Here is a 13406-nt window from a genome sequence, read left to right on the forward strand (position 1 = left end):
CCGGCTGATCTCTTACGGGCACTCCCGTTCGAGCTGCCAGGACGCGTAGGCCTCATCGACTGCCCGTGTGGAAGACAGCCGCACCTTCGGCAGAGGGAGCGCATCGTACATGGTCCCATAGCGCACGCGGTTAGCCGGCGTGGCGACGACGATATGGCGCAGCATGTCCATGCGGACACGCTCGGGCGCGCCCTCAAGGCCGCCGATGCGTCGGCGCTCAAACAGAGTTCGGTGAAGGTAGCGGCGCAAGCTGGTCAGGGTGGGCACATCGAGGAGAATGAACCCCGTAGCGCGCGCCATGCGCTGCGGCATGCAGGACGAGTAATTCCCGTCGATGACCCAGCGATCCTGAGCGATCGCGGCGTCGTGCAGGGCGTGAAACGCCTCGCGCGGACGCGGCTGCCACGCCGTATGGGGCAGGTGGTGCAGCTGGTCCAGGTGGATCACGGGTAGGCCGGCGTGGCGTCCGATGGCGTCGGCAAGCGTCGACTTACCGCTACTGGAGGGGCCAACGATACAGATCCGTTGGCTCAGCTCGTCCAGGGATGGAAGATGGATCACGGCACGCAACCTGCTATCGAATGGCCAGACCGATGGCCAACATAGCCGGTATGGCGACCAGCCACAGCACGACGCCAAAGCATCCGGTGGCCTGCCCGCGCGGCATAGCTCTCTCGGGTGGGAGATGAGGCTGCGTAGCCAGCCAAGCCCTATGGCACGCGCCGCAGAAAAACGTCTCTTTGCCTGCGCGCCATGCACCGATGGTGCGATGGTTGTGGGGAGAGAGCTTGCGGCACTTGCCACAGATGAATCTGGGGTTCGGTGGTCGCCTTGCGCCTCGAAAAAACCGTGCGAGGAGAAGTACGACCACCGTACCGATAACCAGGAAAGGTGCCATCCGATCCATCATCAGGAGCCTCCAGATAGCACCTTGCTTGGTCGAGCTTAAAGCGTCCAGCCCGCGCGATACTCACGACGGAGGAACTGATTGGCCTCCGGGATGTTCGTGACCTGCATGTTCTGTGCGTCGTATTCGATGCGATGGCCCGTGCGCAGGGCGACGATGCCGAGCAGCATCACTTCCGTCAGCTGCGCGGCGTACTCGAAGGGCGACGTGGTCTTGCCGATGCCCTTGCACGCATTCGCCCAGTTCATCTCGTGCGAGGTCGTGACGCGGGCGAACTTCTTGGGCGGCGTGCCCACGGCATCGTGCAACGACTGCGGCAACAGGCGCGGGTTATCACCGTAGGTTTCGTGGACCAGCTTGCCCTTGGAGCCGACGTAGAGCGTGCCGCCGTCATGCATCTGGCCGGCGCCCAGCGCCTCCAGGTCGGGGGGCAGCAGGTTGCCGTCGTACCAGGTCAGCCGTACCGGCGGCTTCTCGCCACGGGCGGGGAAGTCGTAGTACGTCATGGTGCCGGTGGGGTACGAAGCGTTGTTGAACGGGGTCGAGACAGTCTCGATGGACGTCGGGAAGCCGAGGTCGAGCGACCAGAACGGCGAATCGATCAGGTGCGCGCCCATGTCGCCGAGGGCGCCCATGCCCCAGTCCACCCAGCCGCGCCAGTTGAACGGATGATAGAGCGGGTGGTAGTCGATCTCGGGGCCAGGGCCCAGGAAGAGATCCCATTCCAGCCCCTGCGGCTTCGGATAGTTGCCCGCCATGGCATTGGCGAGCCGCGCGTTCACCGCATCCATGTCCCAGCTGGTTGCAGAAGGCGCCGGTACGGTTTGCGGGCGTGGCACGCCCTGCGGCCAGTAGCCAAGCGGCCGGTTCGTCCAGGCGTGGACCTCACGCACTTCGCCGATGGCGCCGGCGTCGATGTACTCGTGGATCAGGCGCGTGTCGTCGGTGGAATGGCCCTGGTTGCCCATCTGGGTGGCCAGCTTCGGATTTTCCCGGGCCTTGCGGGCCATCTCGCGGGCCTCGAACACCGACCAGGTGAGCGGCTTCTGCACGTACACGTGCTTGCCGAGGGCCATGGCGGCGCTGGCGATGGTCGCGTGCAGGTGGTCCGGCGTGGCGATGACGACCGCGTCGATGTCTTTCTGCTGCTCGAGCATCCGGCGGAAATCGGTGTAGCGCTTGATCGAGTCGTACTTCTTGGCGAGGAGCCTGGTCTGGTCGATCCGGTCCTGCAGTTCCTTCCGCTTGGCGGCTGTCGGCGCTTTGTCGAGCTTCGCCTGCATCTGCCCCACGTCGGCGAACATCTTGTGGAAATTCTTATCGGTGTAGCCCCAGTCAACATCGCACAGGGCGACGATGTTCTGGCTGGCGAGGGCGCGGATATTGTTCCCGCCCATGCCGCCGACACCCACGCCAGCGATGTTGAGTCGGTCGCTGGGGGCGGTATGGCCGACGCCGCCCAGCACATGACGGGGCACGATCAACAAGCCGGTCGCGGCGATGGCCGTGCCGGCGAGGAAGTTGCGGCGGGAGAGCTTGATGTTCCCCTGAGTGTCGCTGGCTGCCTCCCCTGTGGCTGCGGCTTGCGTCTCGTTATCGAGCTTCGGTGTGTCCGACATATGCGCTGCGATCTCCGTTTGGCTATCAGGAATCGCTCGGAGCGAAGCCCGAGCCCAGGAAGGCAGTCGGAGTTCATATCGCATATTGCGCGGAGATTCAATCGATCCAATCGGAGGGGCGCGAAGGGATTGGATGGGGTAGCTGCAACAGGATGGCGAAGGAAGACGCCGGGATGGAGGCGCTATTCGCGCGGGATTGCCGCTACCTGCGTCGATTCCTGCGCAGCTCGGCCCGGACGTTCCACGAAAGGTCGCCGACGTTCATGGTGGCCTTTCTGAGCGCCTCCTCGCTAACCCCCAGGACGCGGGTCCAATAGCGGATGTCGGAGCGCAGGCAGACATTGACCCTTGTGAGGTCGGCCGGTGCGGCCACGAAGATATGGGTGTTCACGACAGGTGCCCTCAGGCGAGGGTCACCTATGACAGGGTCGGGGTTATCCACGTGTGACGACGGGAGGTGTCACGCATCAATCCTGCGGACTGGTGCACGCAGCGTAGCGGGCGCCTTCCACCTGAGTCACCTCGCCGCGTCCCTCCATGGTCACGCTGCCGGTGTAGTGCTTGGCGCTGTCGAAATCCACGTGTGCCGACGCCGGCGATGCCCCTTTGCAGGTGAGCTTCCATGCCAGCGAGGTACTGCGGCGCTGCTGGTCCGTGGCGCTGCACTCGCCTACCGCAGGCGTCCACGCGGCGAACGTGGCCCAGGGATCGGCACCTTCATCGACGCAATGCCAGTGCACTTCCGGTGCACCGGCCTTGCCGTTGGTCACGTGCCGGACCAGGATCTTCCACAGCCCGGGCATGGCGCCGAAGTCACCGGGATCCGCGCGGAGAGGTGCGGCCGCTGTCATGGCAAGTACGCACGCGGCGGCAGCAAACCTGGGCGATAAACGCTTCATCATTCTTTGGCTCCTTTCAACACGAAAACCCTGCCCGCTTTCGCGGGCAGGGTCGGTACCGAGTGAACCGCAGGGGATCAGTCGGCGATCGCCGTGGTATCGCTGACATCCTTCCTGGTGAAGTTGAACATGTCCATGAGGTTGCCGATGGCCGGCGCGTTCACCGGCACATACGGACGTTGCTTGAACGAGACCGGGTTAGGCAGGTTGTCGCGGCTGCGGGCGGAGATCTGATCCTTCAGGTTCCAGTTGGCCTCGACGAATTTGTCAAACGAGACATGGTCGTAGTACGTGTGCACGACCTTGCCACCGACCGAGTACTTCGACACCACCAGCAGCGGGATGCGCGTACCGTCGCCGAAGAAGTCGATCGGCTGGATGTAACCGGAATCGTAGTAGCCACCACCTTCATCGAAGGTCACCATGATCACGGTGTCATCCCACACCTTCGGATTGGCCTTGGCCATCTCGACGATCTTGCGGACGTAGCCTTCGAACAGGTCCAGCTTCGACGAAGCCGGATGGCCATCCAGGATGCCGTCCGGCTTGGCGATGGACACCGCCGGCAGCGTGTTGTTCTGGATGTCGTCGTAGAGGTCGTTGATGTCCTGGTTCTTCGCGCGAAGATCCGGGTTGGTCATGACCTGGGTGGAGTACAGGAAGGGATCGCAGATGTTGCAGAAGGTGCCGGCCTCGCCGTCTTCCTTGCCGCCACCGAAGCCCTCGCCGTAGTACTTCCAGGACACCTTGTGCTTCTCCAGCAGCAGCGCGAGGTTCTCCTGCGTGGTCGGCGGGATGGTGAACTGGTCGGCCCCCAGCGGCGCCGGCGTGCCGTCACCCATGTAGCCGGGATTGTAGTTGTTCACCAGGTAGTAGGCCTTGGCCTTGCAGTCCGTGCCCTTGAACGTCAGGTACGGCAGCGAGCGCAGGTAGTTCTTCACCTGCTTCACGCCCGGCTGGCTTTCATCGGCGCAATTGACGTACGAACCACCGCCGTAGCCGTCCTGCACCCACCAGTTGTTGGTACCGAACTGCGAGTCCGGATTCTCGATCTGGTTTTCCGGAGGGGTGGCCGGGTTGCCGTTGGCGTCGGCGTAGTAGATCAGGGTGCCGAAGCCCAGCATGATGTGGTTGGCACCCGTGCCGCCCATCACCGACTGGTGGAAGTTGTCGCTCAGCGCATATTTCTCGGCCAGTTCCTTGAAGTAGGGCGCGTCGCCCTGGGCCATGTTCAGGAACTGCATGGCGGTGGAGCCTTCACCGGTGGTCTGGTCGTTGAAGTTCGCCGGCAGCGGCGCGCCGTTGTTGCCCGCGCCCATGGTCGTCTCGACCCAGGGGAACAGATCGTTGCGGCAACCGCTGGGGTTAGTGGCGGTGGCTGCCTTCGTGTCGCAATCGAGCTGCTGCCACATCTGGAAGAAGCGATGCACGGGGCTGTTGGCGTAGGCGTCGTAGCTGATCGACGCATGCATATCCACCGGCGCGTTGACGAGCTTCGCCGGGAAACGGGTATCGACCACGCCGTTGGGCAGGCCCGTGCCACCGGCAGCGAGCATGTCGTAGGTGCCATCGGGCAAGGCCGGCTCGATGGCCTCCGCCTGCGCGGCGGAAGCAAACGGTGCCGCGGTGGGTGCGCCACCGGTGTTCATCTGCGGAAGCGTTTTGTACTTGCCGGCCTTCTTCGGCGACATGTCGAACTTGCCGGTGCTCGAGGCCATGAACTGCGTGGCAAGGTCCACGTTCGGACCCGGCGTGCCGTCGGCATTGACGATGCCCTTGGACAACAGGTTGTCCACCGACTGCCCCTTCGGCGCGGTGTAGGTGCCATACACGTGGTCGAACGTGCGGTTTTCGCCAATCAGCAGGATCACGTGCTTGATCGGCGTCACGGTATTGCCGCTGTTGTCCTGGCCGTGGGGCGGCTTGTGCAGTACGACGATGCCGCCGGGAGGGCCAGCCTGGTGCTTGAAGGGAGCTACGGGCACATTCTGGCGGAACTGCGCATCGTGGTCGGGCGTAGTGGTGTCCTGCGCGCTGACGACGCCGCCGAGGCCGACGGAAAGCGCACCAATCAACAACGGCGTGAGCCGCGTGCGGCGCAACCAAGTAACCATTTGCGATTTCTCCCTACTGGAAGTCTTCCCCCTGATGCTTGTCGACCGCGGTTATGGGTGGCCCGTCGACCGCAGTGAGCATCTGCCCCGCATGTGACGAATCGTTGGCATGGCGGCGACAATGCGTCAGGGTGTGATGACACTCACGTGTCAACGCAAGATCTTGCGAACAATCGTTGCTCAGACCAGTTCGTAGGGACGCATCATCTCGTTGTCTTCGTGCTCGAGGTAATGGCAGTGCCAGACGTATTTGCCCGGCTCGCCGTCGAAGCGCGTGATGATGCGCGTGACCATCCCGGGGTCGCAGCGCACCGTGTCTTTCCATCCGGCTTCGTGCGCGGCCGGTGGTATCGATGGCCCGGTGAACTTCAGTTCCTTCCGGGCGTTCCACGCGAAGAGGTCGAATGGACGGCGCTCCAGGACCTGGAATCGCACGAGATGCAGGTGGATGGGATGCGCGTCGCCCGTCACATTCACGAACGTCCAGGTTTCCACCGTGCCCTTTTTGGGCTTTTCACTGATGGGATCGCTCCACATCTTTCCATCGAGCAGCATCGTCATCGGATTGCCGCCCGAATCGTCCTGCTCGCCCAGTGCGAGCACGCGGTCCTGCACCGCCGTGGAAGGATCGATGCGCTGGACCGGACGCAACGCGGCCGGTACCACCGAGGTATCCGGGCGACCCTTGGCGCGAACGCGGAATTCGACGATGCCGTCGGCCTGGTGGCGTAGCTGCACCGACTGGCCCGCATAAGCGCTGAAGTCGACGATCACCTCGGCACGTTCGGCCGGGTAGAGTTCGATGTTCAGGCGATCCGTGGGGGCTGCAAGCAACCCCTGGTCGCTGCCAATCTGCTGGAACGGCTTGCCATGCGACAGCGACAGGTTGAAGAAGCTGGTGTTGGCCACGTTGGTCAGTCGCAACCGATAGCGGCGCGGCTCCACGTCAAGGTACGGATACAGCTTGCCATTGCACAGCACGGCGTCCCCGCGGCATTCCGACACCCAGGGCGCCTCGGGATCGTCCGACACCGGGTAGTAGAGCGCGCCGCTCCTGGCGAGAAGGCGGTCGTAGAGCATCAACGGAATATCGAACTCGCCCGAAGGCAATCCCAGGGCCCGCTCGTCGTCGTCGTGCACATGGAAGCTGCCGAACAGGCCGGCATAGATGTTCAGCCGCGTGATGCCCATGGCGTGATCGTGGTACCACAAGGTGGTGGCGTCCTGTTCGCCCGGGTAGAGGGCGGTCAACGATTTTCCCGGCACGTACCAGTCTTCGGGCCAGCCGTCGTTCGGCGCGGACACGCGCGCACCGTGCACATGGGTGATGGTGCGAACGTCTGGCTTGGATTTCTCCGCGCCATGGATACCGTGATCGATAGGCAGGAAATGGCGGGTGGGGAGCTCGTTGGCCCATTCCACCAGCACCGGTTCGCCACGGCGCGTCACGATCGTGGGGCCCGGTGTTGACCCTGCGTAACCCCATTGCGGTGTCGGCGGCAGGTCCCGGTGCACCCGGGCACTGAAGGCCCGCATGGGCATGCGGTAGAACGGCAACGGCCGGCTCCCGAACGCGGCGTGAGTACGCTTGCCCGTGGGCAGGGCGATCGGTGGCACCGGCAGGGCATCGACGAACTTTGCCATGGTCACAGGGTTCACCAGCGGCACGTTGGGCGCGGCCAGGCCCGGCATGGCCATCCGCTGCTTCATCGGCATGGCCATCGGCATATCCATGGCCTGGGCCACGCGCAAGGCATCGATCAAGACGCACGTACCGGCGAATCCGCCGGCAACGCCCAGGAAACGGCGTCGAGCATTGTCCATGGGAAATTATCGTTGGTTGCCTGTCGAGCAATCCAACGTAGGTCCGCTAAATGACAAAGACATGTCACGGCGGGCACGGCCGGCCCCGTTTGCGCCTGTCTATCTACTATGGATATAGTAGACACGTCAGCGCTGGTACCTTCACAAACGGTAAGGCGACCTATGCACGAAACACCGATGGCCAAACGCTATGGCTTGACCATGATCCCTGCGCTTGCGGCGGTCCTGGCGTCACCCGCCCATGCGCAGGGATTCGATGGCGTCGGCCCGTTGAGGGAGGGAGGTGTAGCCCTCGTGGTCCTGCTTGCGATGTCGGTGATCGCACTATGGGTGGTGATCGAACGGGTCCGCCACGTCCGCAGGAAGTTCGTGGTCCCCGAGGGCCTGGCGCGCAGGGCGGATGCCCTGTGGCAGGAAGGCAAGCTCGACCAGGCCGAGACATTGCTCGCCAGCCACTCGAGCACGCTTTCGCGCATGCTGCACTACATGCTGGCCTATCGTTCGCTCGACCTGGTGAGCGTCACCAAAGGGGTGGAAGACATCGCCTCCATCGAGCTTCGCGAACATCTGCGCCGCATCTACCCCCTGGCGATCATCGCGACCGTCGCGCCCATCGTAGGGCTGCTGGGCACCGTTGCCGGCATGATCGAGGCCTTCCACGCGCTTGCCCTGAACGGTCCGATTGATCCGGCGTTGCTGGCGAGCGGGATCTCCAAGGCGCTGGTCAATACGGCCGCCGGCCTTTGCGTCGCGCTTCCGGCGTTGGCCTTCTACCACGGCTTCAAATACCGCATCACTGCCTTTGGTCTCGAGCTGGAACGGCAGGCAGGCGCTTTGTTGCGCACCCACTTCGTACGTACGACGGCCGGCGCGACACCGTGAGGATCGACCTGGGCGATGACCAGGAGCCGGAGATCGGCCTGGTGGCCTTGATCGACTGCATTTTCTTCCTGCTGATGTTCTTCATGGTGGCGACCACCTTCAAGCAGAACGAAGACAAGCAGCGCAATCGATCCATCCCGGTGGATCTTCCCAAGGCGGCAGCGACCTTTCGCGCCGACGAGGCGTCGTCGACGGGCGTGCTCATCACCGTCGCGCGTGACGGAGCCATCTACGTCGACGGCGTTGCGACAACGCAAGGGCAGCTTAAGAGTCGTCTCCGCGATCTGGCGGCCCACGATACGCACGCGATTGTTCGCATCGACGGGGATCGTCGCGCACAGTTCCAGGATGTCGTAAGCGTCATGGACATGTGTGCGTTCGAGGGACTCACCAATCTCGCGGTCCACGTCCGGGACTGATATGGCCACGCGATCGTCGTGGGACCCTTATCGCCCCGTCCGCCATGACAACCCGGCGCGCGATGTGCTTTGGTCCATCCTGGCGCACGCCCTCGTGCTGGGCCTCGTGTATTACCTGGCGCAACGGCCACCCTCGCCGGAGGCGGCGCGAAAGCGGGTGGATGCGACCCGCAACGCAGCCTTCCAGGCCGCGGCGGTTCAGCGCCTGAACGATATGGCCTCGGCCGAGACCGCCCTCGCGCAGCGGTCGCACGGGCCCACGCCACCCCCGCTCCAGCCGGCTGAATCGGCACAAGCGGCGTTGGCGCAAGCGCGGACGCGCTACGAGGCCCTGAAGCAAACGCACGCCGACCTGCCGCCGCTACCGACGATGCCGCACACGGAGGCGCAGGCACTCGAGCAACTGGCCCAACTCAAGAGCCAGATCGTCTCCACGCTGGCACGTGAGCTTCAGGCGGCTTCACCCGCTGGCGCATCGACTGCTGGGGCGGCCTCCAAAAGCGGCGCGGGGGGCCCCCGATTACTCGGCACGGCAGGAGACACCCGCCTGACGCCGTTCGAGGTTGCCTCGGGTGGCAGTCGCGGCGCGGATATCGTTCCACGCGGTCGCTTCTCTACCATCCCGCCGCTTGATGCGCCGGTCCGGGCGGCCGGGGGCCGCAGCGTGGGCGCCGGTGGCACGTATGCCAATCGCGTGTATGTCGACACATGGTATGTGGTGGGGCCGTTCGAGGCGATCGGCGATCACCCCCTGGATCATGCGGAGCTGCCCGAAATAGCGGTCGACCTGGATGGCACCTACGCGGGCAAGTTCGGTCCGCTTACATGGCGCTACGTCCAGGCCAGCGAGTACCCGATGTTCCTTCCCGATCCCGCCGAAAGCGCCATCTACTACGGATACACCGAGCTGAGTCTTGATCGCGACATGGAAATCTGGGCCTGGGTCGGGGCCGATGACGACGCGAAGCTGTGGGTAGACGACCAGCTGGTCTGGAAGGGCGGCGCGCCGGTGAAACCCTGGTTCATGGTGGATGCGCGGTCGATGAGGCGGGAAATCGCCGACTACAACTTGAGCGAGGGCAAGCTGCGCCTTCGACTCTCTGCCGGGCGCCATCGGTTGCTCTTCAAGTTGTACAACGGCGCCCAGGTCATGTTTTTCTCGCTGGTGCTCAGTAGCGCCCAGTAGCGCCCAGTAGCGCGCCACCATAGCCTTGGCTACGTAGTTGTACTGATCGGTGCATAGCAAAGTAACCGATGACGGCTCCCGTGGATGGACGAATAGTCAAACATCTGGCACGTCACCGCGGCCGTCTCACGGGAAGCAGGAGCCATGTCCACTGGCATCGATCGTAGCCACCTACCATTACCGGTACCGCCATTCAAAGGGGTCATCGGAAAAACCTACGTTGACTCGAAGGAAGACTGGCCTGCAGTACCCACGCCACCCGACGGCGCGCCTAACGTGGTGGTCATTCTCCTGGATGATGTCGGTTTCGGCCAGGTCAGCACGTTTGGTGGCCCGGTACCGACGCCGGAGCTGGATAAGCTGGCCGCGCGCGGCCTGCGCTACAACCGCTTCCACACGACGGCCATCTGCGGGCCATCGCGCGCCGCGCTCATCACCGGTCGCAACCACCATAATTGTGGCGTGGGCTTCCTGGCCGAGTGGGCCACGGGCTTCCCCAGCTACAACAACATGATTCCACCCAGCGCGGCGACGGTGGGCGCGGTGCTGAAGGGCAACGGCTACGGCACGGCGTGGTTCGGCAAGAACCACAACACGCCCGACTGGGAGAGCAGCGTCGCCGGTCCGTTCGATCGTTGGCCCACCGGCATGGGCTTCGATTATTCCTATGGATTCATCGGTGGCGAAACGCACCAGTACTACCCGGTGCTGTTCGAAAACACCGTGGCGGTGGAGCCGGACAAGACGCCCGAAGAGGGCTACCACCTCATGACCGACATGACCGATCGCGCGATCAACTGGATGCGCTACGCCAAGTCGGTGGCACCGCAGAAGCCGCTCTTCATGTACTTCGCGCCGGGCGCCGCCCATGCGCCGCATCACGCGCCCGTGGCCTGGCGCGAAAAATTTACCGGAAAGTTTGACGCGGGCTGGGATGCCGTTCGCGAGGCGACCTACAAGCGCCAGCTGGAACTCGGTGTGATCCCGCCCGGCACGGAGCTCACGCCACGGCCCGAATGGGTGAAGGCGTGGGAATCGCTTAGTGGCGACGAACAACGTCTCTATGCGCGCTTCATGGAGAACTTCGCCGGCTACCTCGCCTTCACCGACCACGAATGCGGCCGCCTTATCCAGGCGATCGAAGCGCTTCCCGATGCGGACAACACCCTGGTCTTCTACATCGTGGGCGACAACGGAGCCAGCTCCGAGGGTGGCGCGCAGGGCACGCTGAACGAGGTGATGAACCTCAACGGCGTCCCGTCATCGCTGGAAGACAACCTGAAGAAAATGGACGAGATCGGCGCGCCGAACACCGAGCCGCACTACCCGCTGGGATGGGCATGGGCCGGCAACGCGCCCTTCCAGTGGGTGAAGCAGGTGGCCTCGCATCTCGGTGGGTCGCGTAACCCCATGGTGGTTTCGTGGCCCGCGCAGATCAGGGATGTGGGCGGCGTGCGTGACCAGTTCTCCCACCTGATCGATATCGCGCCCACGATCTATGCCGCGGCGAAGATTCCTGCGCCGGTGTCAGTCAACGGCGTGGAACAGATGCCGATCGATGGTGTATCGATCCTCCCGACGTTCGGCGACGCGAAGGCGCGGCCGGTACGCGAGCGCCAGTACTTCGAGGTGTTCACCAACCGCGCCATCTACGACAAGGGCTGGATCGCCTGTGCGCAGCACACGTTGCCGTGGCGGCAGGACCTGGCCCCGGGCCACTGGGAGAAGGACCGCTGGGAGCTGTACCACCTGGATGAAGACTTCAGCGAAGCCAAGGACCTCGCCGGCAAGCACCCCGACAAGCTTGCCGAGTTGAAGGCCCTCTTCGACGAAGAAGCGGAGAAGAACCACGTCTACCCGCTGGATGACCGCGGTGCGGGGCGCCTCGCCGTGCCCAAGCCGTCGCCGGGTGGCTCGGATCCGAACCGTACGCACTTCACGTACTACGCCGGTGCGTCACGCCTTGCCGAGACCGCGGCACCCAACACCAAGAACCGCTCGCACCGGATCACGGCCGACATCGAGCTGCCCGAAAAGGGAGGGGAGGGCGTGATCGTGGCGGCCGGCGGTGGCTCGGCGGGCTACGTGCTCTACGTGCAGGACGGCAGGCTCGTCTACCAGTACAACTGGTTCGAACGCGAACGCACGAAAGTCGTCTCCGACGTGTTGCTTCCCACCGGCAAATCCACAGTGGCCGTCGAGTTCGCATACGACGGCGGCGGCCTGGGCAAAGGCGGCGACGTCACCCTCGCCATCAACGGCAAGGCCGCTGGCCACGCTCGTATCGAGAACACCGTCGCCGGCCGCTTCGGCATCGATACCTTCGGTGTCGGTTCCGACACGGGTTCTCCGGTCACCAGCGATTACAAGCTCCCCTTCCGCTTCACCGGAAAGATCGACAAGGTCGACATCGTGCTTGGCCCCCGGAACCTGTCCGCCGATGACGAAGCGAAGTTGCACCAGATGCATACGGCGTTTGCCGGCGCGCACGAGTAACCGACCACGGGGCTCAAGCGCTCAAGGCGCGCCCCTTGATCGCTGCACGAGCTTCAGGAAAGGGATGCTGATGATCACGTTCAGCAGGGTGAAGACAATGATCGCCATCAGCGGCGGGTGTGCGTCCGGGAAGGTGGTGGCGATCACGCCCAGGGCGACGCCCGGGTGGCGCATGGACGTCGCCAGGGCCAGGGCGCTGCGGTTACCCGGCAAGGGGCCCCCCAACGCATAACCCGCCAGCAGTCCGATCACCACCATGGCGGCAAGCGCGATCAGCGTGCCACGGCCCACCAGCGCCCACATGCCTGGCGCGATCATCACGAAGACGACCAGCACGCCGACCGCCAGCATCACCATGGACAGCCTGGCCAGGATGCGGGCGACGCGCTCGGATCGCTCGCCCAGCACCTTCTGCGCCACCAGGCCGATGATCAGCGGAATGAGCACGGTGATCGCCAGCGTCTTCGCGATGCCGGCCGTGGATACCTCGATGTCGCGGCCGAACCACGTGCCCATGACGTGAAGCCCCACCGGCATGACGACCAGGGACACCAGCGCGGAGGTGACCAGCAGACCGGTCACGTACGCGTTCTCGGCGCCCGATTTGTGCTGCTTGCTGGGCAACCTCGGCGGCACCGGCGAGAGCGCGATCACCAGCAGGGCGAGCTCCACGCCGGGGCGAAGGTCGAACAGGACGATGAAGGCCAAGGCGACCGCCGGCACGATGATGTACATCGCCAGGAAGGCCCGCAGCCCCAGCTCGGGATGGCGGATGAAGTGGAAGACATCCTGCAGCCGGGCGAACAGCGATAGCGACACGACAAGCAGCACCGTGCTCGCGACGATCAGGAGCTTCATGGCAAGAAAGAGCGTCATGGCGGGTCCTCACGTGAGCCACTGCTCTTAGCGATCGCCATGACGGCCTCGCCGTGTGGCGCAATGCCACCAGCGTTGACCCGCGGCGGCATGGCCGCAAGCGAACATCACCCCGTGGCGGCCGCGTAGTTTTACCTAGCGCCGCCGGTAAGTAGTTTCACGGCATGCCATGCCGGGCAAGTAC

At 64.2% G+C, this 13406-nt stretch carries 11 protein-coding genes; 4 read left to right on the top strand and 7 right to left on the bottom strand.

Annotated features, from left to right (window positions below; genetic code table 11):
* Positions 1–12 precede the first annotated feature (12 nt).
* The 6 genes from FIV34_RS21155 to FIV34_RS01270 form a co-directional block, all read right to left on the bottom strand.
* Positions 13–561 (bottom strand): P-loop NTPase family protein, encoded by a 549-nt coding sequence (locus FIV34_RS21155; RefSeq protein WP_246058714.1) that lies wholly within the window; start codon positions 559–561, stop codon positions 13–15.
* A gap of 384 nt (positions 562–945) precedes the next feature.
* Positions 946–2526 carry a Gfo/Idh/MocA family protein gene (locus FIV34_RS01250; protein WP_139978889.1) on the bottom strand — a complete coding sequence of 527 codons (1581 nt, stop codon included), beginning with the start codon at positions 2524–2526 and terminating at the stop codon, positions 946–948.
* A gap of 202 nt (positions 2527–2728) precedes the next feature.
* The gene (locus FIV34_RS01255) at positions 2729–2917 is read right to left on the bottom strand and encodes a DUF3606 domain-containing protein (RefSeq protein WP_170207488.1); all 189 of its coding nucleotides are present in this window, start codon (positions 2915–2917) and stop codon (positions 2729–2731) included.
* A 76-nt stretch (positions 2918–2993) separates the two neighbouring features.
* Positions 2994–3428, bottom strand: coding sequence for a DUF3617 domain-containing protein (locus FIV34_RS01260; RefSeq protein WP_139978893.1), 435 nt, complete (start codon positions 3426–3428; stop codon positions 2994–2996).
* 74 nt (positions 3429–3502) lie between these two features.
* Entirely contained in the window at positions 3503–5539 is a 2037-nt protein-coding gene (locus FIV34_RS01265) for an alkaline phosphatase family protein (RefSeq protein ID WP_139978895.1), read from the bottom strand.
* A gap of 180 nt (positions 5540–5719) precedes the next feature.
* A complete protein-coding gene (locus FIV34_RS01270) occupies positions 5720–7363 on the bottom strand; it encodes a multicopper oxidase family protein (protein WP_139978897.1) in 1644 nt (547 codons plus the stop codon).
* Positions 7364–7540: 177 nt separating this feature from the next.
* On the opposite strand from FIV34_RS01270, the gene FIV34_RS01275 reads away from it, so the two are divergent.
* The 4 genes from FIV34_RS01275 to FIV34_RS01290 all read left to right on the top strand — a co-directional run bounded on the left by FIV34_RS01275 (position 7541) and on the right by FIV34_RS01290 (position 12346).
* Positions 7541–8245, top strand: a complete 705-nt coding sequence (locus FIV34_RS01275) for a MotA/TolQ/ExbB proton channel family protein (protein WP_170207489.1) — start codon at positions 7541–7543, stop codon at positions 8243–8245.
* Positions 8242–8664: an ExbD/TolR family protein gene (locus FIV34_RS01280; RefSeq protein ID WP_170207490.1), complete on the top strand. Its 423-nt coding sequence runs from the start codon at positions 8242–8244 to the stop codon at positions 8662–8664. Before FIV34_RS01275 ends, FIV34_RS01280 begins: the two co-directional genes overlap by 4 nt.
* 1 nt (position 8665) lies before the next feature.
* Entirely contained in the window at positions 8666–9850 is a 1185-nt protein-coding gene (locus FIV34_RS01285; protein ID WP_139978903.1) for a hypothetical protein, read from the top strand.
* 276 nt (positions 9851–10126) lie between these two features.
* The gene (locus tag FIV34_RS01290; RefSeq protein WP_246058715.1) at positions 10127–12346 is read left to right on the top strand and encodes an arylsulfatase; all 2220 of its coding nucleotides are present in this window, start codon (positions 10127–10129) and stop codon (positions 12344–12346) included.
* Positions 12347–12367: 21 nt separating this feature from the next.
* Here FIV34_RS01290 and FIV34_RS01295 read toward each other — a convergent pair whose 3' ends face one another.
* Positions 12368–13222, bottom strand: coding sequence for a bile acid:sodium symporter family protein (locus FIV34_RS01295; protein ID WP_139978907.1), 855 nt, complete (start codon positions 13220–13222; stop codon positions 12368–12370).
* Positions 13223–13406 lie beyond the last annotated feature (184 nt).

Source organism: Luteibacter pinisoli (genome assembly GCF_006385595.1).
In the GTDB taxonomy this organism is placed as follows: Bacteria; Pseudomonadota; Gammaproteobacteria; order Xanthomonadales; family Rhodanobacteraceae; genus Luteibacter; species Luteibacter pinisoli.